Origin of the sequence: Nonomuraea sp. B1E8 (genome assembly GCF_039871515.1) — a bacterium.
Taxonomy (GTDB): domain Bacteria; phylum Actinomycetota; class Actinomycetes; order Streptosporangiales; family Streptosporangiaceae; genus Nonomuraea.
On the sequence record NZ_JBDPLS010000015.1, the window covers coordinates 113,699 to 138,537 of the forward strand.

Annotated in this window: 26 protein-coding genes; 14 read left to right on the forward strand and 12 right to left on the reverse strand. The window is 70.0% G+C overall.

Going from position 1 to position 24,839, the window contains the following annotated elements; genetic code table 11:
* Positions 1-34: 34 nt before the first annotated feature.
* From ABGA98_RS37735 to ABGA98_RS37745, 3 genes are all read right to left on the reverse strand, one after another.
* Positions 35-1,795: an ABC transporter ATP-binding protein gene (locus tag ABGA98_RS37735; protein ID WP_347623236.1), complete on the reverse strand. Its 1,761-nt coding sequence runs from the start codon at positions 1,793-1,795 to the stop codon at positions 35-37.
* Between the two features lie 3 nt (positions 1,796-1,798).
* Complete coding sequence (locus ABGA98_RS37740) at positions 1,799-3,487, reverse strand: ABC transporter ATP-binding protein (RefSeq protein WP_347623237.1); 1,689 nt, start codon at positions 3,485-3,487, stop codon at positions 1,799-1,801.
* Positions 3,488-3,753: 266 nt separating this feature from the next.
* Positions 3,754-4,929, reverse strand: a complete 1,176-nt coding sequence (locus tag ABGA98_RS37745) for an MFS transporter (protein ID WP_347623238.1) — start codon at positions 4,927-4,929, stop codon at positions 3,754-3,756.
* A gap of 255 nt (positions 4,930-5,184) precedes the next feature.
* On the opposite strand from ABGA98_RS37745, the gene ABGA98_RS37750 reads away from it, so the two are divergent.
* Complete coding sequence (locus ABGA98_RS37750; RefSeq protein WP_347623239.1) at positions 5,185-5,823, forward strand: phosphotransferase; 639 nt, start codon at positions 5,185-5,187, stop codon at positions 5,821-5,823.
* A gap of 35 nt (positions 5,824-5,858) precedes the next feature.
* Positions 5,859-6,665 (forward strand): NAD(P)H-binding protein, encoded by an 807-nt coding sequence (locus tag ABGA98_RS37755; RefSeq protein ID WP_347623240.1) that lies wholly within the window; start codon positions 5,859-5,861, stop codon positions 6,663-6,665.
* Here ABGA98_RS37755 and ABGA98_RS37760 read toward each other — a convergent pair.
* The 4 genes from ABGA98_RS37760 to ABGA98_RS37775 form a co-directional block, all read right to left on the reverse strand.
* On the reverse strand, positions 6,628-6,888 hold the full coding sequence (locus tag ABGA98_RS37760; RefSeq protein WP_347623241.1) for a hypothetical protein: 261 nt from the start codon (positions 6,886-6,888) through the stop codon (positions 6,628-6,630). The genes ABGA98_RS37755 and ABGA98_RS37760 overlap by 38 nt on opposite strands.
* Positions 6,889-7,095: 207 nt before the next feature.
* Complete coding sequence (locus tag ABGA98_RS37765) at positions 7,096-7,659, reverse strand: DUF305 domain-containing protein (protein ID WP_347623242.1); 564 nt, start codon at positions 7,657-7,659, stop codon at positions 7,096-7,098.
* 57 nt (positions 7,660-7,716) lie between these two features.
* Positions 7,717-8,559, reverse strand: coding sequence for a DUF1996 domain-containing protein (locus tag ABGA98_RS37770; RefSeq protein WP_347623243.1), 843 nt, complete (start codon positions 8,557-8,559; stop codon positions 7,717-7,719).
* 17 nt (positions 8,560-8,576) lie between these two features.
* Positions 8,577-8,717 carry a hypothetical protein gene (locus ABGA98_RS37775; RefSeq protein ID WP_347623244.1) on the reverse strand — a complete coding sequence of 47 codons (141 nt, stop codon included), beginning with the start codon at positions 8,715-8,717 and terminating at the stop codon, positions 8,577-8,579.
* Between the two features lie 397 nt (positions 8,718-9,114).
* On the opposite strand from ABGA98_RS37775, the gene ABGA98_RS37780 reads away from it, so the two are divergent.
* On the forward strand, positions 9,115-10,269 hold the full coding sequence (locus tag ABGA98_RS37780) for an RtcB family protein (protein WP_347623245.1): 1,155 nt from the start codon (positions 9,115-9,117) through the stop codon (positions 10,267-10,269).
* A gap of 70 nt (positions 10,270-10,339) precedes the next feature.
* Here ABGA98_RS37780 and ABGA98_RS37785 read toward each other — a convergent pair whose 3' ends face one another.
* Positions 10,340-11,803: a DHA2 family efflux MFS transporter permease subunit gene (locus tag ABGA98_RS37785; RefSeq protein WP_347623246.1), complete on the reverse strand. Its 1,464-nt coding sequence runs from the start codon at positions 11,801-11,803 to the stop codon at positions 10,340-10,342.
* Between the two features lie 79 nt (positions 11,804-11,882).
* Between ABGA98_RS37785 and ABGA98_RS37790 the strand changes: the two genes are divergently transcribed.
* The 5 genes from ABGA98_RS37790 to ABGA98_RS37810 all read left to right on the forward strand — a co-directional run bounded on the left by ABGA98_RS37790 (position 11,883) and on the right by ABGA98_RS37810 (position 13,968).
* Entirely contained in the window at positions 11,883-12,512 is a 630-nt protein-coding gene (locus ABGA98_RS37790) for a TetR/AcrR family transcriptional regulator (protein WP_347623247.1), read from the forward strand.
* 58 nt (positions 12,513-12,570) lie between these two features.
* A complete protein-coding gene (locus ABGA98_RS37795; RefSeq protein ID WP_347623248.1) occupies positions 12,571-12,819 on the forward strand; it encodes a hypothetical protein in 249 nt (82 codons plus the stop codon).
* Entirely contained in the window at positions 12,816-13,223 is a 408-nt protein-coding gene (locus ABGA98_RS37800) for a hypothetical protein (RefSeq protein WP_347623249.1), read from the forward strand. The genes ABGA98_RS37795 and ABGA98_RS37800 overlap by 4 nt, the downstream gene beginning before the upstream one ends.
* A gap of 117 nt (positions 13,224-13,340) precedes the next feature.
* Positions 13,341-13,829 (forward strand): hypothetical protein, encoded by a 489-nt coding sequence (locus ABGA98_RS37805; RefSeq protein ID WP_347623250.1) that lies wholly within the window; start codon positions 13,341-13,343, stop codon positions 13,827-13,829.
* Positions 13,804-13,968: a hypothetical protein gene (locus ABGA98_RS37810; RefSeq protein WP_347623251.1), complete on the forward strand. Its 165-nt coding sequence runs from the start codon at positions 13,804-13,806 to the stop codon at positions 13,966-13,968. Before ABGA98_RS37805 ends, ABGA98_RS37810 begins: the two co-directional genes overlap by 26 nt.
* A 69-nt stretch (positions 13,969-14,037) precedes the next feature.
* Here ABGA98_RS37810 and ABGA98_RS37815 read toward each other — a convergent pair whose 3' ends face one another.
* Positions 14,038-15,507, reverse strand: a complete 1,470-nt coding sequence (locus tag ABGA98_RS37815) for an ATP-binding protein (RefSeq protein WP_347623252.1) — start codon at positions 15,505-15,507, stop codon at positions 14,038-14,040.
* A 259-nt stretch (positions 15,508-15,766) separates the two neighbouring features.
* Here ABGA98_RS37815 and ABGA98_RS37820 point away from each other — a divergent pair, with 259 nt between their 5' ends.
* Positions 15,767-16,597 (forward strand): alpha/beta hydrolase, encoded by an 831-nt coding sequence (locus tag ABGA98_RS37820; protein ID WP_347623253.1) that lies wholly within the window; start codon positions 15,767-15,769, stop codon positions 16,595-16,597.
* A 10-nt stretch (positions 16,598-16,607) separates the two neighbouring features.
* On the opposite strand, the gene ABGA98_RS37825 is transcribed toward ABGA98_RS37820, so the two are convergent.
* The 3 genes from ABGA98_RS37825 to ABGA98_RS37835 are packed head-to-tail and all read right to left on the reverse strand — an operon-like array spanning position 16,608 to position 20,034.
* Complete coding sequence (locus tag ABGA98_RS37825; protein ID WP_347623254.1) at positions 16,608-17,348, reverse strand: succinate dehydrogenase/fumarate reductase iron-sulfur subunit; 741 nt, start codon at positions 17,346-17,348, stop codon at positions 16,608-16,610.
* Positions 17,345-19,270 (reverse strand): fumarate reductase/succinate dehydrogenase flavoprotein subunit, encoded by a 1,926-nt coding sequence (locus tag ABGA98_RS37830; RefSeq protein ID WP_347623255.1) that lies wholly within the window; start codon positions 19,268-19,270, stop codon positions 17,345-17,347. The genes ABGA98_RS37825 and ABGA98_RS37830 overlap by 4 nt, the downstream gene beginning before the upstream one ends.
* 17 nt (positions 19,271-19,287) lie before the next feature.
* Positions 19,288-20,034: a succinate dehydrogenase cytochrome b subunit gene (locus ABGA98_RS37835; RefSeq protein WP_347623256.1), complete on the reverse strand. Its 747-nt coding sequence runs from the start codon at positions 20,032-20,034 to the stop codon at positions 19,288-19,290.
* Positions 20,035-20,168: 134 nt separating this feature from the next.
* On the opposite strand from ABGA98_RS37835, the gene ABGA98_RS37840 reads away from it, so the two are divergent.
* The 5 genes from ABGA98_RS37840 (at position 20,169) to ABGA98_RS37860 (ending at position 24,831) form a co-directional block, all read left to right on the forward strand.
* Positions 20,169-21,098, forward strand: a complete 930-nt coding sequence (locus ABGA98_RS37840; RefSeq protein ID WP_347623257.1) for a LysR substrate-binding domain-containing protein — start codon at positions 20,169-20,171, stop codon at positions 21,096-21,098.
* Positions 21,099-21,130: 32 nt separating this feature from the next.
* Complete coding sequence (locus tag ABGA98_RS37845) at positions 21,131-22,264, forward strand: fused response regulator/phosphatase (RefSeq protein ID WP_347623258.1); 1,134 nt, start codon at positions 21,131-21,133, stop codon at positions 22,262-22,264.
* Positions 22,261-23,397 carry an ATP-binding protein gene (locus ABGA98_RS37850; protein ID WP_347623259.1) on the forward strand — a complete coding sequence of 379 codons (1,137 nt, stop codon included), beginning with the start codon at positions 22,261-22,263 and terminating at the stop codon, positions 23,395-23,397. Before ABGA98_RS37845 ends, ABGA98_RS37850 begins: the two co-directional genes overlap by 4 nt.
* Positions 23,398-23,402: 5 nt before the next feature.
* Positions 23,403-23,849, forward strand: coding sequence for a response regulator (locus ABGA98_RS37855; RefSeq protein WP_347623260.1), 447 nt, complete (start codon positions 23,403-23,405; stop codon positions 23,847-23,849).
* Between the two features lie 193 nt (positions 23,850-24,042).
* Positions 24,043-24,831, forward strand: a complete 789-nt coding sequence (locus ABGA98_RS37860) for a hypothetical protein (RefSeq protein ID WP_347623261.1) — start codon at positions 24,043-24,045, stop codon at positions 24,829-24,831.
* Positions 24,832-24,839: the final 8 nt, after the last annotated feature.

Consider the following 24,839-nt stretch of genomic DNA (forward strand, 5'->3'; position numbering starts at 1 on the left):
TCCGGGGAGGTCCCGCACCTGTGGGCAGGCGGCGTCACTGATGAGCGGAGGAGGAGGTGCCGTGCCAGCTTGTCCAGAGGGCCGCATAGGAGCCGCCCGCCGCCACCAGCTCGTCGTGGGAGCCCAGTTCGCTGATGCGTCCGTCCTCCACGACGGCCACCCGGTCGGCGTCGTGCGCCGTGTAGAGCCGGTGGGCGATCGCGATGACCGTCCGCCCGTCGAGCACGGCGGCCAGCGAACGTTCCAGGTGCCTGGCGGCGCGTGGGTCGATGAGGGAGGTGGCCTCGTCCAGCACCAGGGTGTGCGGGTCGGCGAGCACGAGCCGCGCCAGGGCGAGCTGCTGCGCCTGCGCGGGCGAAACGGCCAGCCCGCCGGATCCCACGTGCGTCTCCAGGCCGGCGGGCAGCTCAAGCACCCACTCGAGCGCGTCCACCGCTTCGAGCGCCTTCCGCACAGCCTGGTCGTCGGCGTCGGAGCGGGCGATCACCAGGTTGTCGCGCACCGTGCCCTTGAACACGTGATGTTCCTGGGTGACGAGCGCGACGTGGCCGCGCAGGTCGTCGAGCGGCAGCTCGACCAGCGGCACTCCGCCCACGGCCACCGCGCCGGCGCGCGGCCCGTGGATGCCGGCCAGCAGCCTTCCGAGCGTGGACTTCCCGGCGCCCGACGGCCCGACCATGGCCAGCCGCTCCCCCGGCTGGACGGTCAGCGACACGCCGTGCAACACGTCGCGGCCCTCACGATAGGCGTAACGCACGTCCGACGCCTCCAGCAGCTCGCCGGAGGGCGACGACGACGCGGAGGCCACCCGGTCGTCGGGCACGTTGGCCACGCCGAGCAGCCGCGCCATGGACGCCCCGCCCACCTGCAGCTCGTCGATCCACATGAGAAACCTGTCGAGCGGGTCGATGAGCTGCTGGGCATAGAGCGTCGCGGTCGTCACCTGAGCGAGCGCCACCCAGCCGTTGGTGTAGAAGAGGCCGCCGACCAGCAGTGTGGCCACGACCGGCAGCACATAGCCCAGCTCGACGGCGGGGAACCACACGGTGCGCAGGTGCAGCGTGTAGCGCTCGGCGGCGTACGATCGCGCGATGTCGTCGTCGGTGCGGGCCCGGCGCCGTTCCTGCAGCCCGAGCGCCTCCACCGCCCTGGCGCCTTCGACGGTCTCGGCCAGCCCTTCGGTGAGGTCGGCGTAGGCGGCGTTCTCACGGAGATAGCCGTCGCGCGCCCGCTTCAGATACCACCGGGTGGAGATCCACAACACCGGGCCGGCGATCAGCATGGGCAGCATGAGCAGCGGGCTGACCAGGAGCAGGGCACCCACGGTGATCACGAAAGTGACGGACGCGATGAGCGTCTCGGGCACGGCGTGCCGCACGGTGCGCGACAGGGCGTCGACGTCACGGGAGGTCCTGGTGATCAGGTCTCCGGCGCCGGCCCGCTCGACGGTGGACAGCGGCAGCCCGAGCACCCGGTCGACGAACTCCTCGCGCAGCTCGGCCAGCACCTTCTCGCCGAGCCTGGCGGAGGCCAGCACGGCATAGCGCACGAGAACGCCCTGCAGCAGCAGGAACCCTCCGATGGCGGCGGCCACGACGACGACGTCGACCTCGGCTCCATACTGCACGTCCTGCACCAGCCGGCCGAGCTGCCACGGCACGGCCAGCCCGGCCACGGCGGCCAGACCGTGCAGGAGGAGGGCGAGCGTGAGCTCGCGCGGATAGCGCAGGGTCAGCCGCCTGGCGTAGGCGCGCACCTGTTTGCGGTCGGCGACCGGAAGGATCTCGCGGGCCATGTGTCAGTCCTCCCCGCGGGTCACGGTCGCGGCGTAGGCGGGCGTGCTGTCGAGCAGCTGCCGGTGTGCGCCCTCGGCCAGCACCCTGCCGTCCTCGACGTAGATGACGTGGTCGGTGCGGTCGAGCACCAGCGGGCTGGTGGTGCAGATCAGCGTGGTGCGGCCGGCGCGCGCCTTGGCCAGCCGCCCGGCGATGCGGGCCTCGCTGTGGGCGTCGACGGCGCTGGTGGGCTCGACCAGGATGAGCACCTCGGGGTCGGCCAGCAGCGCCCTGACCAGGCGCAGCCGCTGCTGCTGCCCGCCGGAGAACTCACGACCGGCCTCGGCCACGACGGTGTCGAGCCCGTCGGGCAGGGCCTCGACGATGTCGTCGGCGCAGGCCGCGTGGAGTGCCTCGCGCAGTTGCGCGTCGGTGGCACCGCCGCGCACGTCGAGCTCGTCGCGCAGGCGGCCGGTGAACAGGCGAGCGCCGTTGTCGGCGACGAGGATGCGCTCGCGGACCTCGGCGATGGGCAGGTCGGCCAGGTCTGCCGCGCCGAAGGTGACGTCGCCGTCGGCGTAGCGGGCGAGCCGGTCGGCGATGGCGGCGGCGTCGTCGGGCGAGCTCGCGGCGATGGCGGTCAGCGAGCACGGCTGGAGGGTGACGCCGCTGTAGGAGTCGCGCAGCACGCCACCAGGGCTGCTCCCGGTGCCGCCGGCGACCTCGGGCTCGATCGACAGGATGCGGATCACGCGACCCGCGGCGACGTGGCCCTTGGTGAGCTTGTCGGCCGCCTCGGTGAGGGTGCGCAGGGGGCCGATGAGGAAGACCGCGTAGAGGTAGAACGAGACGAGCTGGCCGGTGGGGATCTCGCCGGCGACGGCGAACGAGGCGCCGACGCCGGTCACGATGGCGATGAGCAGGCCGGGCAGCACGATCTGGGCGCCTTCGAGCACCGACTCGACTCTGGCCACGCCGACGCCGGCCTGGCGGACGAGCTGCGACTCCTCGCGATAACGGCCGGCGAACACGTGCTCGCCGCCGATGCCGCGCAGCACCCGCAGCCCGGCCACGATGTCGCTCGCCCTGGTGGACAGGTCGCCGACCAGCTCGCGGTGCCTGAGCTGCCGCCGGTGCAGGGGGCGCAGCAGCGGCGAGACGGCGAGGGCCATGACCGGCACCCCGAACAACACGAGCAGGCCGAGCGGCAGCGAGGTCGAGATGAGGATCACGGTGACGGTGACGATCGCCACGATGGAGCCGGTGCCGCGCAGCAGGATGTCCATGGAGCTGCCGATGTGGGCGATGTCGGAGTTGCCGACGCTGACGACCTCGCCGGTGGACAGCCGCTTGGGCAGCGTGGCACCGAGCCTGGCGGCCTGCCTGGCGGTCACCTGCACGGTGCGGTAGGCGGCCGACAGCCAGGTGTGCACCGCCATCCGGTGGCGCATCAGCCCGGTGTAGGCCTGCAGCAGCCCGAGCGCCAGCAGGACACCCGCCCAGAGCAGCAGCGCCCGGGTGTCCTTGGCGGTGACGGCGTCGATGCCCCTGCCGAGCACGGCCGGCATCAGGGCCTGCACCAGCCACCACAGGGTCGCGAAGCCGATGCCCGCGAGGAGAGACGGCCACTGCCTGCGCGCAGTCCACCACAAATAGCGCAGCGGGCTGCGGATGTCGGGCACGCCAGGATCGGCCTCAGGAAGGGAGCGCATAGCCTGACAACCTTGACAAGGCGTGAGGCGGCCCGGCAATCGGTTTTCGACCTGCTGGAACGTTCCCCTGAACGAGTGGGTTCCGACGACGGCACCGGACCATTCCCGACGAAACCGCCAGATCTCCGGCGTCGCCTCAGCCTTCACCTCGTGGACGAACGCCCGCCGAGCCGCCCGGGAGACACCCATTCTGATCACCGGGCATGTCCCTGGCCCGGGTCCGTGGCCGCGGGCGATGAGTGATCCGGGCCGGCGCGTCGGTTGTGCTAGTGCCCCTGGATGCCTTTGAAGGCCCGCATCGTGTACGCCAGCGTCACCAGCGCCGTGAGCGCGAGCAACGCGTAGCCGATCGTGTACGCCCCAGTGGCGGCGTAGACCGCTCCCATGACGAGCGGCGGGAAATAGCCGCCGAGCCCTCCGGCCGCGCCGACGAGCCCGGTCACCGTCCCCACCCTGGACGCCTCGACCAGCTTCGCGACGAGCGCGAACACGCCGCCCGTCCCGAGTCCGAGGAAGAGCGCCATGAGCACGAAGCTCGCTCCCGCGGGCACCTCGGCCGGCGGCTCCAGCGCCAGCACGAGCGCCATGACCGTGGTGCCGGCGAACGCGATGAGCAGGACCTTGACCGGCCCGATCCGGTCGGAGAGCGTGCCGCCGAGCGGCCGGGCCAGCACCGCGGCGATCGAGAACCCGGCCGTGCGCAGCCCCGCGCCGGTCTGGGCGAAGCGGTACACGTTCTGCAGCAGGGTCGGCAGGTACGTCGAGAAGGCCACGAACCCACCGAAGGCCACCGCGTACAGGAAGGCCGACTGCCAGGTCGCCTTGATCGCCATGGCCTTCCTGATCCTGGGCCACGCGGGGGCGGTCGCGGGCGACCAGCGCGGCGAGTCGCGGCTCGCGCCCAGCATGACGAGACCCGTCGCCGCGAGCGCCGCCGCCATCAGCACGTGCGTGAAAGGCCGCCCGAACGTCTCCACCAGGACCGGCGTGCAGAACGCCGACAGCGCCGTGCCGCCCATGCCGGCCCCGAACACGCCGGTGGCGAAACCCCGGCGGGCGGGTTCGTACCACGCGTTGACGAAGGGGATGCCGATCGCGAACGACGTGCCGGGGATGCCCAGCAGGAATCCCCAGAACAGCAGCCAGCCGTACGACGTGGACCAGCCGGTGAACAGGACGGGCACGATCGAGACGAAGCAGACGGCCGCGAACATGCGCCGCCCCCCGAACCGGTCGGCCAGCATCCCCACCGGGATCCGCCCCAGCGAGCCGACCACTACGGGGATCGCCACCAGCAGCGAGAGCTGCGTCTGCGACAACCGCAACTGCCTGCTGTAGCTCCCGGACAGCGGACCGATGAGGTTCCACGCCCAGAACGTCACCGCGAAGGCCACCGTGGCCAGCACCAGGTTCCGCACCTGGCCTGCACGAAGTTCGGACATGCACTCTGTGTAACAGATTCTCGGTTTCCTGTGAGGAGGTGAGAGCGTGCGGCGACAACCCGGGCGGACACTCTTTACATGGTGCCCACCGTGGCCGGGATGGCGCTGCTCGCACCTTTCCCGGTCAGCCGCCCGGAGCGCGCTCCTTCCACCCAATCGGGCGGTTTGCGCCGTTCTTACATCGTGTATCGCGCGCACGGGCGATCGTGCGCGGGTGCACCCGGCACGGGTCCCGGTGCGCCAGAATCGACCCTTGTGAAGCACGGGTACACCAACAGCACGGTCGGCGACGGCGCCCTGGTCGTGAAGTGCTACCAGGGGCCCGAGGCGGCGTTCAGGCTCAGCACGGAGAGCAGATATCTGCGCCGCCTGCGCGGCCGCATTCCCGTCCCCCGCCTCCACCAGGTCACCTCGACCAGCCTGACCACCCGCTGGGTCGAGGGCTCCCACGGCCAGGACCTCCTGGACGACGGCCGCGCCGCGGAGGTGCTCGCCGAGTGCGGCCGCATGCTGGCCCGCATCCACCGGCTCGGCATCGTCCACGGCGACTACGGGCCGCAGAACATGCTGTTCGACCCGGCCACGTTCGAGACCACCGCGATCCTCGACTGGGAGTGGGCCCATCCGGGCCGGCCGGTCGAGGACCTCGCCTGGTGCGAGTGGATCGTCCGCATGCACCACCCCGAGCAGGTGCCGCTGCTGCCGCGGTTCTTCTCCGCGTACGGCGAGCCGGTGCCCGGCTGGGCGGAGCGCCACGCGGCGATGCTGGCGCGCTGCCGTGACCTGCTCGACTTCTGCGTCCGCTGGGAGCCCGGCGGGGGCGGCGAGAAGATGTGGCGCGAGCGCATCGACGCCACGGCCGCCTGGACCGAGCGGGCCGCCGGACGTCTTTGACAGGTTCTGTCGGTGTCCTTTGCTTGACTCGGGGCATGACTCGGCTCGTGATCCTCGTCCTCGGCGCGACAGGCACCATCGGGCGGCGCGTGGCGGAGCGGCTGCGCGCGGCCGGCCACGCCGTGCGTGCGGCCTCCAGAGGAGGCGAGACCACGTTCGACTGGGCGCGGCCCGGCACGTGGGAGCCCGCGGTGAGAGGGGTGTCCAGGGTCTTTCTCATGGCCCCCGAGGGCGTCCCGATCGATCCGGCGTTCGTGTCGCTGGCAGTGGATCAGGGCGTCGAGCAGATCGTGCTGCTGTCCAGCGGCGGCATCGAGGTCATGGGCGACGAGCGGCTGATCAACGCGGAGCGCGCGGTCCGCGACAGCGGCGCCGGGTGGACGATCCTGCGGCCGAGCTGGTTCGACCAGAACTTCGACGAGGGTTTCCTGCGGCCCGCGGTCATGGCGGGTGAGCTGATCGTGCCGATGGGCGCCGTGCGCCAGGCGTTCGTCGACGCCGGCGACATCGCCGCCGTCGCCGCCGCGGCCCTCACGCAGGACGGCCACGCGGGGCATTCCTACGAGATCACAGGGCCGCGCGCCCTGTCGTTCGGGGAGGCCGCGGAGATCATCGGCTGGGCGGTCGGCCGCGAGATCACCTATCTGGGCGGCGAGGAGGAATACATCGCGGCGCAGGGCTTCTCCGGCGACGCCATCCGTGCGGCCAAGGCGTTCACCGCCCTGCGTGCCCTCGGCGACCAGCCGGTTACCGAGGTCGTGAGCCAGGTGACCGACCGGCCGCCGAAGCCCTTCGAGAGCTACGTCACCGAGACGGCGGCGCGGGGCGCCTGGCGGCCGTGAGGCCCAGCTCGCGCACCAGGGCCGCCGCCGCGTCGAGCAGTTCCAGCTCCCTGGTGGTCATCGTGGGGTTCGCGCCGCGCCGGGCCTTGGCGCGGTCGAGCGCGTCGCCATAGCCCATCGCGGCACCGAGCCCGGCCAGCAGCGCGCCGAGCACCACCCGTGCCGCCTGCGCGCGCTCGTCCCCGGCGTCGGCCGCGACCTGGGCGAGGATCATCGCCGACATGGCGCAGTCACTCCTCCGGGCCGCCCTCCTCGGTGTTGCACCAGTCGATCACCATCGGTCCGCGGGCCGTGAGGTGCAGGTCTACCGCGGCCTCCCGGCGTCGATGCCCGACCGGTAGCGGCGCAGCACCCGTTCCTCGGTACCGGCGCTGCGGCCCTGCCCCAGCAGTTCCGCGAGCTCCATCCGGTCAACCTACCGAGCCGCGCCTCACGTACGTCCGGCGATCCTGTCCAGCTCGGCCAGGTCGGCGGTGTGGTCGCGCCGCATGGCGGACGCGAGCTCGCGCACCTGTCGCGCGCCGCCCGCGCCCTGCTCGCCCTTCGCCACCAGCGCGAGCTGCTTCAGGTACGCCCGCAACAGCGTGACGAACCTGCGGTCGAACGCCTCGTCCCGCAGCCCCGACAGCGCGTCCAGGTCGGCGACGGTGGGCATGCCGGGCATGTCGTGCCCGGCATGCGGGTTCTCGCCGGTGACCCGGGCCTGGGCGAGCAGGGCGCGCAGCCGGCCGCGCCCGCTCTCGTGCTCCTCCCCGAGCCGGGCCGCCAGACCGGCGAGCGGCCGGTCGGCCGCGCGGTCTCGCGCGAGCTTCAGGAGGGGCAGCGCCCGCGTGTGCAGGGCCTCGGCCAGCTGCAGCCAGGCCACGTCCGTGGTGGTGAAGGCCCCGCCGGAGGCGGGCGCCTGCACAGGAGCAGGAACAGGAACAGGGTCAGGAGCGGCCGAGCAGCCGAGCAGCAGGACGGCCGGCAGCAGGATTCCGAGCACCCGTGACACGCGTACGACCTCCGGAGGGCCCGGGCGGTGACGGCCCGCCCGGGCGAGGAACAGGAGTTACGACGGCCGCCCGTCGGCCCCGCACTTGATGATCGGCCGGATGCAGTCGCGCACCCGGCGCTCCATCTCCGCCGCCGGCCAGGCGTTGAAGAAGTCACCGTGCATCGTGAACCCGCCACCCGACGCCAGCCGGAAGTGCGACGGGTCGCCGCTCACCGGGTAACGGATCACCTGCCGCAGCTTGGGCACCGGCACGGGGTGCGTGCTCGGGCAGGCGCCGGCCACCGGATAGGCCATGTGGCTCTTGTGGTCGGCGGAGTCGAGGTCGCGCCCGTTCCAGCACTGCGGGAAGTCCAGGTACGACTCCAGCATCGTCCCCGGCGGGCAGGTGACGAAGTCCTTCGACGCGCCGACGTGCCCGGCGTGCAGGCAGGACCACCGGGAGATCGTCGTGTGGTCGGGGCCGGTCGCCATGGCGTTGCCCGCGACGATCCGCAACCCGAGGGGCAGCGGCTGGATCCTGGCGACGATGTCGTCCCGCACGCCCTCGCCGAGGTAGTAGAACGTGACGATGGCCGGCTCCACGGGTGCGCCGTCCCTGTAGAGGGTCGGCACCCAGTACGACGACTTGTCCACGGCCGGGTTGCAGTTCGTGGCGCCGTTGAGCAGGTCGTTGAGCTGGGTGTGGGCGTTGGTGACGCGGCTGCCGAAGAAGCTGTGCATGTGCGAGGCGCCCGGCAGGCCGGGGAAGACGATCGGGTCATCGGGCAGCCGGTGGCTGAACGGGCAGTCGGCGAGGAACTCCGCCACCCGTACGGGCTCCGCCACCGCCGGGCGGGGCACGACGGCGACCAGGCCGATCAGCAGGGTCAGCAGCGCGAAGAGTCGTGAGGCGAGCATGGCGGCTCCCTTGGTCGTCATGGGTGGACGCGCACGAGGTCGATGAGCATCCGCGACGGGAAACGGCGTGGACGCGTCAGGCGGTCCCGGCCGGTCGCCGCGACCGCGAGGGCGGGGGATGGCGGGTCGAAGATCCACGGGTCGGGGTGTGGACTCACGACGTCTCCGTCAGGGTGAGAAGCGGGGATGTTCGGGGAGCGCTCCCTGATTGGGAGAGTGCTCGCCTCCTCTGCCGCTGTCAAGATGCTCGTTACCAGATGAAAACCTGCCTGACACGCGAGAAGCCGCGCCTCACACGCCTATATACAGCTTCGACCAGCGAGAATGACAGATCCTCGCGCCGCACCCCGGCGCTTTCTCCCGAGCCGCGCCAACAGGAGACGGTCCACCCGGCCCTGACCACCCGACACCTGCACCCGGACCCGATGAGGGAGCGCTCTCTAAAAAAGGGACCATGTGAACCTGGAACGGTCGGCGTGACCCGCAGCCGATAAATGGGTGGGAAATCCTTACTGGCCCCGCCACACTGATCAACAACCAGTAAGGAGCATTTTCATGCCGAACCAGCCCGCACCGAACCTGCTGTCGTGGGCCAGCGAGATCGACGAAGGCGCGATCATGCAGGCCGCACGCACCGCCCGCCTGCCGTTCGTCTCCGGCCACGTCGCTCTCATGCCCGACGCGCACGTCGGCATCGGTGCGACGGTCGGCTCGGTGATCCCCACAGAGAACGCGATCATTCCCGCCGCCGTCGGCGTCGACATCGGTTGCGGCATGGTGGCCAGCGAGACGACGCTCACGGCCGCGGACCTGCCCGAAACGCTCGCGGCCCTGATGCCCATGGTGGAGCATCGCATCCCCGCCGGCGTCGGCAAGGGCCACGACGACCCCTCGACCGACCGCGCTCTCAGCGACCTCGGGCTCCCCCACACCGACCTCAACCCGAAGCAGACGAAGAAGGTGGCCGACCAGTTCGGCACCCTCGGGTCCGGCAACCACTTCGTCGAGGTCTGCCTCGACGAGCGCGACCACGTCTGGACGGTGCTGCACTCGGGTTCGCGCGGCATCGGCAACCAGCTCGCCCAGCTGCACATCACGGGCGCCAAGAAGCTGATGAAGAAGCAGGAGGTCGGCCTGGAGGATCCGGACCTGGCGTACTTCGTCCAGGACACTCCGGAGTTCACCGCGTACATCGAGGACATGCTGTGGGCCCAGCGCTACGCGATGGCCTCGCGTGCCCGGATGGACAAGGTCCTGATCAACGCCCTGTTCCGGGTCGTCGGCAAGGGACAGCGCGTCCGCACGATCAACTGTCATCACAACTTCACCCAGCGGGAGACCCACTTCGGCAAGTCGATGTGGATCACCCGCAAGGGCGCCATCAAGGCCGACAGCGGCGACGAGGGCGTGATCCCGGGCTCGATGGGCACGCGCTCGTACATCGTGCGCGGGCGCGGAAACCCCGAGTCGTACACCTCGTGCTCCCACGGGGCGGGTCGCCGCATGTCGCGGACGAAGGCCAGGCGCGAGCTGTCGGCGAGCTCGCTCACCGCGGCCATGAGCGGCCGCACCTGGAACTCCGACCGGGCCGCCGCCCTGGTGGACGAGCATCCTGAGGCGTACAAGCCCATCGACCAGGTGATGGCGGACCAGACCGATCTGGTGGAGGTGCGGCACACGTTGCGCCAGATCTTCAACTACAAGGGCTGACCAGGCTCCACCTCTCAGCCCTGCGAGCCGCCGCCCGGCCGCGAGCACCTCGTGGAGCGCTGGTGAGCAGTCAGCCCGGGGTGCTCGCGAGTTCCCCGGCCGCGGCCTGCGCCCGAGGCGGGCGGCCGGGGAGGAGCGGGATGACCGCCAGCACGATCACCAGCATGGTGACGACGAGCCAGAAGATGCCGTGGAAACCGGTGATCACGTCGCCGGCGGTCTGCAGGATGAGCGTGACGACCGCCACGCCGAGCGCGGCGCCGAGCTGGTTGAGCATGTAGAGCACCGAGCTGCCCTGCGCCACCATGGACTCGGGCAGCGTGCGATAGAGCGAGCCCATGGTGGGCGCGCTGAAACATCCGCTGCCCAGCCCGATGCTGAGCGCCGCCAGCGCCGGCCAGATCTCGGGCGTGTGGGCTCCCATCCGGGTGAAGGAGAGCGCGCTGAGCAGGGCGACGGTGACGCCTGCGATGGCGAGCCCGCGTGCGCCGATCCGGTCCGACAGCCGCCCGGCCAGTGGCATCGCGATGGAGCCGCCGAGTCCGAGCGGCGCCATCAGCAGGCCGGCGGCGAGCACGCCGTGCCCGTGGGCCTGCTGGTAGTACAGCGGCAGCGCGAACAGCGCCCCGAAGAGGGACAACCCGCCAAGGCCCATGATCGTGACGCTGGCCGTGAACCCGCGGTTGGCGAACAGGCGCAGGTCGATCAGCGGCGGGTTCCTCCGCCTGGCCGGTGAACCCATCGGGCGCGACCGCAGCGCGTGCACGGCGTAGCCGGCCAGCAGCAGCACTCCCGCGCCCAGCGGCAGCAGCGCCTGCCAGGCCGCGAACGACCCCTGCTCGGCCGTCTGCGACAGCGCCAGGACGACGGCCGCGAATCCGGGCCCGAGCAGCGCCAGTCCCACGACGTCCAGCCGGGCGGGCGACGCGCCGGACGGCCCATGGGACGGCTCGTCGGCGGGGACCACCCGTACGGCCAGCAGCAGGGCGACCAGTCCGACGGGCACGCTGAGCAGGAACATCCACCGCCACGACAGTCCGGCGAGCACCGCGCCGCCCGCGATCGGCCCGAGCACGGGCCCGAGCGAGAGCACCACGCCCATCAGTCCCATCACGCGTCCGGCCCGGCGCGGCCCGGCGGCCCTGGCCAGCAGGATCAGCACGAGCGGGTCGAGCAGTCCTGCCCCTAACCCCTGGAGCACCCGGAAGGTGATCAGGCTGCCGACGTTCCAGGCCAGCCCGGCCAGCAACGATCCGGCCAGGAAGAGCGACAACCCGGCCAGCCAGAGCCGCCTGCCGCCGAACCGGTCGACGGCCCAGGTGGTGAACGGGATGGTGGCGGTGACCGCGAGCAGGAAGCCGGTGGACGTCCAGCCGACCGTGCTGAGCGAGGTGGCGAAGGCGCCGGCCAGGGTGTCGATGGCGACGGCGGCCATCGTGCTGTTGAGGATGCCCAGCAGCCCGCCGAGCAGGATCACGCCGATCATGCCGAGGAGCCGGGAATCCATCCGGTCGTCCGGTGGTATTGAACTCATGGGTTCAATTTAGTTATCTAATGCGTTCTCATACAACCTGCACGTCCATAGGGATGAACCAGCGCGTACAATCACAGGCATGGCCACCAGCACACGCGGGCGCATCGACAAGCGCCAGGCGATCCTCGACGGCGCGTTCGCCGTCTTCGCCCGCCTGGGATACGCGCAGGCCTGCGTGCAGGACATCGCGAACGAGGCGGGCGTGGCCAAACCCACGGTCTACAACCACATGACCGACAAGGCCACGCTGTTCCGGCACGCCGTGGAGGCCGCCTCGCAGGCCGCGCTCGACGCCCGGATCGGCGCGCTCGCACCATTGGCCGATCCGGGCGACGATCTGGCCGGCGTGCTGGAGGGCGTCGCCCACGCGCTGCTCCGGCTGCACACCGACGAACGTTCGTGCGCGTTGAAACGGCTGCTCTACTCCGAGAGCACGAGATTTCCTGACATCCTCGATGTCGTGACCGGCAGTGGCCCCCACCACCTCACCCAGGCGCTGGCCGACCGCCTGGCCCGGCTCGCGCTCTCAGGCCGCCTGCGCGCCGGCGACCCCGACCTCGTGGCCGAGCAGTTCCTCGCCCTGCTCCTCGGCCCGCTGGAGGCCCGTTCCCGCCTGGGCACCCGTCAGATCAGCGACACCCAGCTCCACGACCTGGCCCGCGCCACCGTGTGCACCTTCATGCGCGCCTGGGGCCGGAACACGCCATAGCCGATGTCGGCGACAAGACCTCTTGTCGGAGGTAGGCAAGGGATATAGTCTGCCGCGTGTGGTGGAACGAGACGACTACGCGGCCATCCGCGATCGGATCATCGGGCTCTCCCACACCCATGGCTTGCGCTGCGACTGGGCGGAGACGACCAGGCGGCAGCGCTTCCTCCTGCTGTGGGACGCCGAGGGCCGCGTCGCGGCCCGCGCGATCGTCCCGCTCTACCCCGGGGAGACGCCCCATCTGGTCGACTCCCTCGAGCAGGGGCTCGCCCACCTGTTCGGCGACCACTGGCTGGAGGACTCATGACCGCGGACCGCGTTGACGTTCACATCACCCTGGCGGGCAGCCTGTGGCTGGCCCAGGTGGACGGCGTGGCCGGCGGCATGTCCGCGCGCACACTGAAGGAGCTGCACGCCGACGTCACCGAAGGGCTGCCGTTCCTGTTCGCCGACCGCGACCGGCCGCCCGCGCCCGTCTTCCACTACGCGCTGCCCGGCCTGTCCGAGCAGGACCTCGACGACTTCGCCGCGCTCCAGCGCCAGGCCGCCGCGATCGCCGAAGACTACACGCGCACACTGAAGAAACGTGTCAAGCACATGCACGAGCTGGGCCTGTCCGACGGCGACATCGGGGAGCTGCTCGGCCTGACCAAGCAGCGCATCCAGCAGATCCGCACCAACGCCAACGACGAGTCCCGCCAGACCGCCTGACGGAGCACCCCGCCCGCTCCGACGCGTCAGTCTCCGCAACACAGACGGATCAGGTCGACGAACTCCCACCTGCCGCTGCTTGACGAATGACAGCAAGTACTTGCTATCGTACGTCAAGTGAACACGCGTGAGCACGTGGCGTTGGCGGGTGAGCTGGTCGAGCTGGTCGAGCGGCGGATCGTCGATCCGCTGGAGATCCTCTTCGGCTCCGGGGAGCAGGTGGACCCGGTCAGGGAGCGCCTGCGCATCGAGGCCGAGGTGTGGGCCGCCCAGTTGCTGGGCCCCGACGAAAGCCTCGCGGTCCGTACGGCGGCGCGGTTGATCGCGGCCGCCTTCCCCGGCGACGGCCCGTTCGATCCCCCCGACGAGTGGTGGAGCACCGCCTTCGGCAGGGCCGTGGCCAGGCGCGCCGGCCATCCGGGCAAGGTGGCGGTGCCGTTCGCCACGGCGGGCGCGATGCTCGGCATTACCCGGCAGGGAGTTCACGACCTGGTCAAGCGCGCGAAGCTCGACCGGCATCCCGACGGCGGGGTGAGCACCCACTCGATCCGCGAACGGCTGAACCAACCTCAGGAGCGTCATGGCGCACGACGTCACCATCACTGACCACGACATCCCCCTCGCCGTACGCGACCACGGCGGGCCCGGCGAGCCCGTCCTCCTCCTCCACGGCCTGGGCGGCACGCTGGAGGCCTGGGACCCGCTCGACCTGCCCGGCCACCAGGCCGCGACACTTGACCTGTGAGGCCGGTCGGCTCGTCGAAGAGCGGCCCAGCCGGACGCCTTGAGTCGCCACGCCTACTCCGACGCGTGGTCAGTCCCCGAAATACAGACGGTTCAGGTCGACGAGCTCCACGTCTGACCGCCCACGCGCCACTTCCGTCAGGCCATCGGTGAATCCGGAGCGCGCGAAGAGCAGCAGCTTGGGCTGCTCGTCGATGCGGGTGTCAGGAAGCAGGGCGCGAAGGTGCTCCAAGCGCTGAAGCTGCGCGACGTCCATGGGCGCAAGGGTGCCCTTCGCCTCACCGATCGCAGTGATCCGATCGCTGGCGAAGGAGTTCGCCTCGGACACCACGATGTCCAGTTCGTGTCCATGACGGTGCGCACGACACGAGATCTCGCTGGGACGGACGGTGCTTGCCGTTCCGTTGAGTGTCGCGGTGGACGCATGAAGGAAGCACCATTCGCGCGCAAGGTCTTCGAAATGGGGTCCATAGATCTTGGAGGCGACCGTATCGGCATGGTCGCGCCAGACCCGGGCCGCTTGGCCGCTGACCAACTCTGGTTCTCGCCGCTGTGTGACCAGCTGATGGAGCCGGACGATCGGTTCAGCGATCTTGAACACGCTGCGCTTCTCCCGCAACGCGTCGTCGACCTGATGGACGAGGCCGATGCTCTGAAGGCCGCCGAGCAGATGGGCCAGCGCGCTCGTGGGCCTGCCGAGGGCGGCGGCGATCTCGCTGCGGCGGTGGTTTCCGGCGCTGATCGCCGCCAGCGCGGCTGCGTACGAGGTGGGATCGGAGATCGACGGCTCTTCCCTGAGCAACAGTCCGCCCTCGCGGAACATCGCGGACGCTGGGTTGAGCAGTCGCCGCTGCACCCATCGATCGAACCCGTCGAGATCGGCAGGGCCCGAGCCGCCGCACATTTCCAAGTAGGCGGGCGTGCCACCGACGAGCGCGTGCACCCGGAACGCCAGCTCCGGCGACTCCGTGAGACCCCAGAAAGCGCTCGCGTCGCGAAAACCGAAGGGCCGCACGATCAGCTCCAGCACGGCACGTCCACGCAGCGGAGCGCCGCCCCCGAGCAACTGGGCCATCGTCGTGAGGGCGCTGCCGCAGAGGATCAGCCGAGTGCGGGTGTTCTCCTTGGCATGCCCGGTCGGGTTGAGTGCTTGCTGCAGGTAGGAGGGGAGCGCCGGCGTGGCCGAGACCAGGTAGGGGAACTCGTCGATGATCACTGGCGTGGCGCGTTCGTCGCCGAGACGCAGCAACTCGTCCAGCGCTTCTCGCCAGTTGCCGAACGAGACGGGCGTGCGCAGGCCACGATGGCTTGCGTACGCCGCGCCCAGATCTGCCAGGTTCTGCGCCTCGGCCTGCTGGGTGGCGCCGAAGAGCAGACCACCGGTCTTCTGGGCCAGGAGTTCGAGCATGAGCGTCTTGCCCTGGCGGCGGCGACCGTACACGAGCCCGAGGGTGGCACCCACCAACCGGCTCGTGACGAATTCAACTAGCTCTTCCCATTCGGTGTCACGGCCGAAAAGCCGCTCGGGCTTGCTGAGCATTGTGGACCTCCGTGAACCATAGCTACACTAATCATAAGTGTACCTATCATTCTCTGCGCAGCTCACGGAGTTGCCGGAGTCCGCCCGCGCTAACTACTTGACGACACTAAGCAAGTACTTGCTAACTTGTGTCAAGGGACTATTACTCACCCTTCGGGCGTTCACGACCTGGTCAAGCGCGCGAAGCTCGACCGGCATCCCGACGGCGGGGTGAGCACCCACTCGATCCGCGAACGGCTGAACCAACCTCAGGAGCGTCATGGCGCACGACGTCACCATCACTGACCACGACATCCCCCTCGCCGTACGCGACCACGGCGGGCCCGGCGAGCCCGTCCTCCTCCTCCACGGCCTGGGCGGCACGCTGGAGGCCTGGGACCCGCTCGACCTGCCCGGCCACCGGGCCGTGGCACTCGACCTGCGGGGCCACGGCCTGTCCGGCGACGGCCCGTGGGAGTGGGAAAGGGCGCTGGACGACCTCGATGCGGTGGTGGCACATCTGGACCTCGGCAACCCGGCCGTCGCCGGTCACTCGCTGGGCGGCATGCTCGCCGTGTTGTGGGCCAGGCGTCATCCCGAATGCCCGGCGATCGTCAACCTCGACGGACTGCGCTCCGCCGAGAGTTCCCCCGGCAACTACCCGGGGATGGACCCCGTGACGAGGGACCTGGAGCTGGCGAGCCTCAAGGCCGTGTTCGACGAGCAGTCCGCGAGCATGGGCCGACCGCTCCCCGCCGAACTCCGGCCCATGCTCCCCGCCAGGGCTCTCGTCGAAAGGGACGGGCAGGTCTATGCCCGGCCGGGCGCGGAACTCCTCGAAGCGGTGCGCCACACCCCGGAGTTCCGCGACACGATCCCCCTGCTGCGCGAGGTCACCTGTGACGCCCTGGTCGTGATCCCGACCCGCGACCCGCAGGCCGTGCCGGGCGGCGAGCTGATGGCGGCGTTCAGGAGAGGGGTGCGCCGCGACCTCGCCTCCCTGCCGCCCCACATCCGGGTCAGGGAGCTTGACTCCGGCCACGACCTGCTCGCCGAGCAGCCGCAGGCGGTCGCCGCCCTGATCACGGACTTCCTCGCCGCCCCGAGGTGAGGGCGGCGGGCTACTTGGTGTTGGCCTTGAGATAGTCGCTGTTCATCTGGGCGATCGTGTCCAGCGGGATGCCCTTGGGGCAGACCGCCGTGCACTCCCCCGTGTTCGTGCAGCCGCCGAACCCCTCCGCGTCCATCTGGTCCACCATGGCCTTGGCGCGGGACACACGTTCCGGCTGGCCCTGGGGAAGCAGGCTCAGGTGAGTGATCTTGGCGGCGGTGAACAACGAGGCCGAGCCGTTCGGGCAGGCGGCCACGCAGGCCCCGCAGCCGATGCAGGTCGCCGCGTCGAACGCGGCGTCCGCGTCCTCCTTGCGTACGGGGATGCTGTGGGCGTCGGGCGCCGAACCGGCGGGAACGGAGACGAAGCCGCCCGCCTGGATGATCCGGTCGAACGCGCTGCGGTCCACCACCAGGTCCTTGACCACCGGGAACGGCGCCGCCCGCCACGGTTCGATGGTGATCGTGGCGCCGTCCTCGAAGTGGCGCATGTGCAGCTGGCACGTCGTCGTGGCGCGCTGCTCGCCGTGCGCAACGCCGTTGATCACCATGCCGCACATGCCGCAGATGCCCTCGCGGCAGTCGTGGTCGAAGGCGATCGGGTCGTCGCCCTCCAGGATGAGGCGCTCGTTCAGGACGTCCAGCATCTCCAGGAAGGACATGTCCGGGGAGACGTCCTCCACCCGGTACGTCACCATGCGTCCCGCGTCCGAAGGGCCGCTCTGGCGCCAGACCTTCAAGGTCAAATTCACTTGTAGCTCCGCTGGGTCATCTTGACGTACTCGTACTCGAGCGGTTCCTTGTGCAGCACCGGCCCGTCAGGGGTGCGCTCCCAGGCCGACACGTGCGCGAAGTGTTCGTCGTCGCGCAGCGCCTCGCCGTCGGAGTCCTGTGACTCGGCGCGGAAGTGGCCGCCGCACGACTCCGTGCGGACCAGGGCGTCCAGGCACATGAGCTCGGCGAGGTCGAAGAAGTCGGCGACGCGGCCGGCCTTCTCCAGGACCTGGTTCAGCTCCTCGGCGGTGCCGGTCACCTTGACGTTCTGCCAGAACTCCGCGCGTAGCTCCGGGATGCGCTCCAGCGCCTTGCGCAGCGACTCCTCCGTACGCTCCATGCCGCAGTAGTCCCACATGAGCTTGCCCAGCTCGCGGTGGAAGGAGTCGGGGGTGCGGGTGCCGTTCACGGACAGCAGCCGATCGATCTTGTCGCGGACCCTGAGCTCGGCCGCGGCCACGGCCTCCTCGTCGACGTCGTTGTACGGGCCGTCCGCGAGATAGTCACCGATAGTGGTGGGAAGCACGAAATATCCGTCGGCGAGCCCCTGCATCAGCGCCGACGCGCCCAGCCGGTTGGCGCCGTGGTCGGAGAAGTTGGCCTCCCCGATGACGAACAGGCCGGGGATCGTGGACTGCAGGTCGTAGTCCACCCACAGCCCGCCCATCGTGTAGTGCACGGCGGGGTAGATGCGCATCGGCACGTCGTACGGGTTCTCGCCCGTGATGCGCTCGTACATCTCGAACAGGTTGCCGTACTTCTTCTCCACGGCGTCGCGCCCGAGCCGGCCGATCGCGTCGCGGAAGTCCAGGTAGACGCCCAGCCCGCCGGGACCGACGCCGCGGCCCTCGTCGCAGACGTTCTTGGCGGCCCTGGAGGCGATGTCGCGGGGCACGAGGTTCCCGAACGCGGGGTAGATCCGCTCCAGGTAGTAGTCGCGCTCCTCCTCCGGGATGTCGCCGGGGGCACGGGAGTCGTTCTTGCGCAGCGGCACCCAGACGCGGCCGTCGTTGCGCAGCGACTCCGACATCAGGGTCAGCTTCGACTGGTACTCGCCGGAGACCGGGATGCAGGTGGGGTGGATCTGCGTGTAGCAGGGGTTGGCGAAGTACGCGCCCCGCTCGTGCGCCCGCCAGATCGCCGTGGTGTTGCAGCCCTTGGCGTTGGTGGACAGGAAGAACACGTTGCCGTAGCCGCCGGTGGCCAGCACCACGGCGTCGGCCACGTGCCGCTCGATCTCGCCGGTCACCATGTCGCGCACGATGACGCCGCGGGCCCGCCCGTCGGAGACGATAAGGTCGAGCATCTCGTGCCGGGTGTGCATGGTGACGGTCCCGGCCGCGACCTGCCGCTCCAGCGCCTGGTACGCGCCCAGCAGCAGCTGCTGGCCCGTCTGGCCGCGGGCGTAGAACGTACGGGAGACCTGGGCGCCGCCGAACGAGCGGGTGTCGAGCAGGCCTCCGTACTCGCGCGCGAACGGCACGCCCTGCGCGACGGCCTGGTCGATGATGTTCACCGAGACCTGGGCGAGGCGGTAGACGTTCGACTCGCGGGCGCGGAAGTCGCCGCCCTTCACGGTGTCGTAGAAGAGCCGGTAGATGCTGTCGCCGTCGCCGCGGTAGTTCTTCGCGGCGTTGATCCCGCCCTGCGCGGCGATGGAGTGGGCGCGGCGGGGTGAGTCCTGGTAGCAGAACGAGGTGACGTTGTAGCCCAGCTCGCCCAGCGTCGCGGCGGCCGAGCCGCCCGCCAGGCCGGTGCCCACCACGATCACGTGGAGCTTGCGCTTGTTGGCCGGGTTGACCAGCTTGGCGCTGAACTTCCGCTTCTCCCACCGTTCCTCGATGGGGCCGGAAGGCGCCTTGGCGTCCCGGATCTCCGAGCCCTCCTTGTACGCGCCCATTGGTCGTTCACCACTCCTCACTGCACAACTCCGAACGTGATCGCGAGGGGCGGGGCGAGGAAACCGATGACCAGCCCGGCGGCCAGCAGGCCCGCCCCGAGGCGCAGCATCTTGTTGCGGGCCCGGTTGGCCCAGCCGAGGGTCTGGAACGCGCTCCAGACGCCGTGCCGCAGGTGCAGACCGACCAGGACGACGGCGACGACGTAGATGAGCGTCACCCACCACCGGGAGGGGTCGAAGCCCGCGACCATCCGGTCGGCGGGGGCGGAGTCGAAACCCTTGGGGTTGACGACGCCGAAGGTCAGGTCGAGCAGGTGCCAGACCACGTACAGCGCGATCGTCAGGCCGCCGAACCGCATGATGTGGGTGGCGTAGCCGCCGGCCTGCGACTTCTTGGCGACGTACTTCACCGGCCTGGCCTTGCCCGCCCGCCGGGCCAGCGAGATCGCGGCCCACATGTGCAGGACGACGGAGGCGGCGAGCACGATCTCCACGATCGTCAGCACCGTGCGGTAGGGGACGATCGGCTCGAGCAGCGTGCGCAGCGCGTGCGCGTACTCGTTGAACGAGTCGCGGCCGAAGAAGATCTTGAGGTTGCCGAGCATGTGGAGGATGAGGAACAGCACCATCACGGCGCCCGTGACGGCCATGACGGCCTTCTTGCCGTTCGAGGAACCCATGAAGCCGCGCGCTCTGCGGCGCTTCCGGGTGCTGGGAGGGGTGACGGGCGCTGTGGCGGCGCCGCGCTCTATCGTGGCTGTCACGTCTCCAGACGCTATGTACGCAGCGACGATCCGTCCAAGTCATCGTAGGCCTCGTTTCGATAGCCACAAGCTATGATTCGGGTCTGTACGGTCGCCCCACGCCAGGGACGGTCGGCCGATGCGAGGAATGTCACATGCAGCTGCAACAACTGGCCTACTTCGTCGCGGTCGCGGAGACCAGGCACTTCACCCAGGCGGCCGAGCGCATGCGGGTCGCGCAGCCGTCCCTCAGCAAGCAGATCAAGACCCTGGAGGACGACCTGGGCACCCGGCTGTTCTCCCGCGCCCGGGGCAACGTCACGCTGACCGCGGCGGGCGAGGCGCTGCTGCCGCTGGCCCGCCGGATCCTGGCCGACGCCGACACCGCCCGGCAGGAGGTGGCCGAGCTCGCGGGGCTCAGGCGTGGCCGGGTGCGGCTCGGCGCCACGCCGTCGTTGTGCGCGGGGCTGCTGGCCGACGCGCTGGCCCGCTTCCACCGCGCGTACCCGGGAATCGAGCTGCTGGTGGAGGAGGGCGGCTCGCGTGACCTGGTCAGGGCGTTGGCCCGGGGCCAGCTCGACCTGTCGCTGATCATCATGCCGCTGCACAGCGATGACCCGGCCCTGGTGACGGAGGAGATCCTCAGGGAGAACCTCGTGGTCGCCACCCCCTCGCACGAGGCGGCGCGCGGGCGCTACCTGCACATCGAGGACCTGCGCGGCCGCCAGATGGTGATGTTCCGGCGCGGCTACGACCTGCGGGAGGCCACGCTGGCGGCGTGCCGTCAGGCGGGGTTCGAGCCGAGATTCGCGGTGCAGGGCGGCGAGATGGACGCGGTGCTGCGGTTCGTGGAGGCGGGCCTGGGCGTGGCCGTGGTGCCGTCGATGGTGCTCGACGGGCGGCCTGGCCTCTCGGGCACGCCGCTCGCGCCGCCAGGGCTCAGCAGGACGATCGCCCTGGCCCACCGCAAGGACGTCGAGCCGACCAGAGCGGCACAGGCGTTCCGCGAGATTTTGCTAGCTTTCGTGGCGGAGTCTGGACATGAAGGCACGCTTCCCCAAGGCGTGGAGCTCATCACAAAATGAGCACTACCACTTCAACTCCCCGAAGAGGCGTCTTGACGGCAAATCTCTCAGAAACGCTGACGCTGCTCCTCATCGAGGATGACGACGGCGACGCCTTCCTCGTCGAAGAGCTGCTCGAGGAGGCGGAAGCCCTGCCCAGGATCCTCCGGGCGCGAAGTCTGCGCGAGGCGAAGGAGAAGCTGACCGAGCACATCCAATGCGTGCTCGTCGACCTGACGCTGCCCGACGCGAACCGCCTGGAAGCCTTGGAGGAGGTCCTGGCGCTGGCCCCGCACGCGGCCGTGCTCGTGCTCACCGGCCTGCGGGACGTCCACGTGGGCGTCACCGCCGTCCAGGCAGGCGCCCAGGACTACCTGGTCAAACAGGACGTCGACGCGCGGCTGCTGGCCAGGGCCATCAGATACGCGATGGAGCGCAAGCGGGCCGACCTGGCCCACCTGGCGCTGCTGCAGGCGGAGCTGACGGCCAAGGAGAACGCCAGGCTGGAGAGCGCGCTGCTGCCCGACGCGCTGCTGCGTACCGGCGCGATCGAGCACGTCACCCGCTACCTTCCGGGCAGCGGCGGCACGCTGGCCGGCGACTTCTTCGACACCGTGCAGACGCCGGACGGCTCCGTGCACGTCGTGATCGGCGACGTGTGCGGGCACGGGCCCGACGAGGCGGCGCTCGGAGTGGCGCTGCGCATCGCCTGGCGCACGCTGGTGCTGGCCGGGCAGACGGACGAGGCGATGTTGCGCACGCTCGACGCGCTGCTGCGTGCCGAGCGCCAGGCCCCCGAGATCTTCACCACGCTCTGCACGGCCACCATCGCCCCCGACCTGCGGCACGCGAAGATGCACGTGGTCGGCCACCCACCTCCCGTGCTGGTGCGCGACGGAGGCGCCGAGGCGGTGTGCGACACGCCCTCCGGCCCACCGCTCGGCATCTTCCCCGACGTGGAGTGGCTGGTGATCGACGTCCCGCTGGGCGAGGAGTGGACGATGATGCTCTACACCGACGGCCTGATCGAGGCGGCCGTGGGCGAGCCCGGCGGGGAGATCGGGGTCGACGGCCTGGTCGAGCTCGTACGCGCTCGCGGAGACATCGACCTCGACCGGCTCATCCCCCATGTCGGCACGCTGAGCGACGACCTCGCCGTGATCCTGCTGCGCAGGAGGAGAGCATGAGCATCCATCCGCTGCCGCCCGCCCCGGAGGCCAAGGGGCTGGGCCGGCTGCCGGTCGCCCGCTGGTTCCTGTTCGTCGGGGCGGTCGCCGGCATCGCGTTCGTGGCCGGGGTCACGGTCGTCCTGGTGATGAGCGCCCGCACCATGGAGCTGTCCCCGCCCCCCGAGGTGGCCGCGCAGTTGTCCCGGCTGAACGTCACGCTGATCGTGGTGTTCGCGGTGCTGCTCGCCTGCGGCATCGGGCTGGCGTTCATCGTGCGCCACTTCGTCCTGAACCCCATCGACCGGCTCACCACACAGGTGCGTACGGTCGCCGCCGGCGACTTCGACCACGTCCTGCACGTCGACCGGCCGGCGGAGCTGGCCGAGCTGGCCGGTCACGTCGACTCCATGCGTGACCGCATCGTCGCGGCCTGGCGGGTCGCCGCCGACCAGAGCGAGGAGCTGCGCAGGTCCAACGGCGAGCTGGAGCAGTTCGCCTACGTCGCCAGCCACGACCTCCAGGAGCCGCTGCGCAAGGTCGCCGGCTTCACCCAGATGCTGGAGCAGCGTTACGGCCCGCAGCTCGACGACCGGGCCAGGCAGTACATCCACTACGCGGTCGACGGCGCCAAGCGCATGCAACTGCTCATCAACGACCTGCTCGACTTCTCCAGGGTGGGCCGGGTCACCGGCGAGAAGGCCGTCGTCGACTCGGGCGTGGCGCTGGACGCGGCGCTGGAGAACCTCTCGGCCGCGATCGAGGACACCGGAGCCACGGTCACCCGCGACGAGCTGCCCCGGGTCACCGGCAACCGGGTGCAGCTCACCCAGCTCTTCCAGAACCTGGTCGAGAACGCCGTGAAGTTCCGCGCCGAGGAGCCCCCGCGCATCCACATCGGGGCGGAGCGGAACGGCGACATGTGGGAGTTCAGCTGCTCCGACAACGGCATCGGGGTGGAGCCGAAGTACGCTGACCGCATCTTCCTGATCTTCCAGCGCCTGCATCCCCGCGATGTCTATCCCGGCACCGGAATCGGGCTCGCCCTGTGCCGCAAGATCGTCGAGTATCACGGTGGCCGGTTGTGGCTGGACGGTGAGACCGAGGGCGGGGGCACGACGTTCCGCTGGACACTACCTGCGGCCGGAGGCTGATCACGATGGACGTACGACCGATCGACGTGCTCCTGGTCGAGGATGACCCGGGGGACATCCTGCTGACGAAGGAGGCGTTCGACCTCAACAAGGTCCGCAACCGCCTCGACGTGGTCAACGACGGCGAGCAGGCGCTGGCCTATCTGCGCAGGGAGGGCGACTACCGCGACGCGAGCCGCCCCGACCTCATCCTGCTCGACCTCAACCTGCCGAGGAAGAGCGGCAGCGAGGTGCTGCGGGAGGTCAAGGACGACCCCGCGCTACGCACGATCCCGGTGGTGATCCTGACGACGTCGGAGGCGGAGGAGGACATCCTGCGCAGCTACCGGCTGCACGCCAACGCGTACGTGTCCAAGCCTGTGGACTTTGAGCAATTTATCCGCGTTGTCCGACAGATAGATAATTTTTTCGTAACGGTGGTTAAACTTCCTACCTCGGGGCAGCCCATGTGACGCGCCTACGTGACAGGAATCACAGCGGGTCATCGAAATTGTGAGTGACCCCGCTCACTAAACTCGATCCTGTCGTCGTAACGTATCCCCCACCAACGCGCGCCTGAGCGGAGATCGCCATCCGCGCGCCCAGCGAATACGAAAACCACGGACCCCCCGCGCGATGGGTCCGCGGGAGGTGGAGAGGTCCGCGATGACCCAAACGACGCCCGAAGCACCAGCGAGAAGGCAGCGTGCCCAGGTCAAGGTGCGCACGCTGCGCACCGACCGATGGTGGCTCGTCCCGCTAGTGACGTTCCTCGGGCTCAGCTCATTCCTTGTCTACGGTGTGTGGGCGATCATCGACACGAGCAACTTCGTCGAGCCCTACATCGCCCCGTTCGCCTCGCCCTGCCTGACGACCCAGGAGGTCTGCGACGGCGCGCGGCTGTTCGGGTGGGCGCCCGTCGGCGGCTGGTACGCGCTCCCGCCGGGGCTGCTGATCCTCGGCCTGCCCGGCGGGTTCCGGCTGACGTGCTACTACTACCGCAAGTCCTACTACCGCTCGTTCTGGCTGTCGCCGGCGGCGTGCGCCGTGCAGGAGCCCCATGGGAAGTACACCGGTGAGACCCGGTTCCCGCTGATCATCCAGAACATCCACCGCTACTTCTTCTACTTCGCGGTGGTGATCGGCGCCATCCTCACCTACGACGCTGTCCTGGCGCTGGTGCACAAGCCGCTGGGCCTCGGCTCGTGGATCCTGCTCGTCAACGCCGTGCTCATCCTCGGCTACACCTTCGGCTGCCACTCGTGCCGCCACATCACCGCGGGCAGGCTCAACCACTTCTCCCGTCACCCGCTGCGCTATCGGGCCTGGACGTTCGTCTCCAAGCTCAACGCCAAGCACCAGCAGCTCGCGTGGGCCTCGATGTTCTCCGTCATGGGCGCCGACCTCTATGTCCGTCTGGTCGCCAAGGGCATCATCGCCTTCCCGTTCGCGTAAGGACCAGC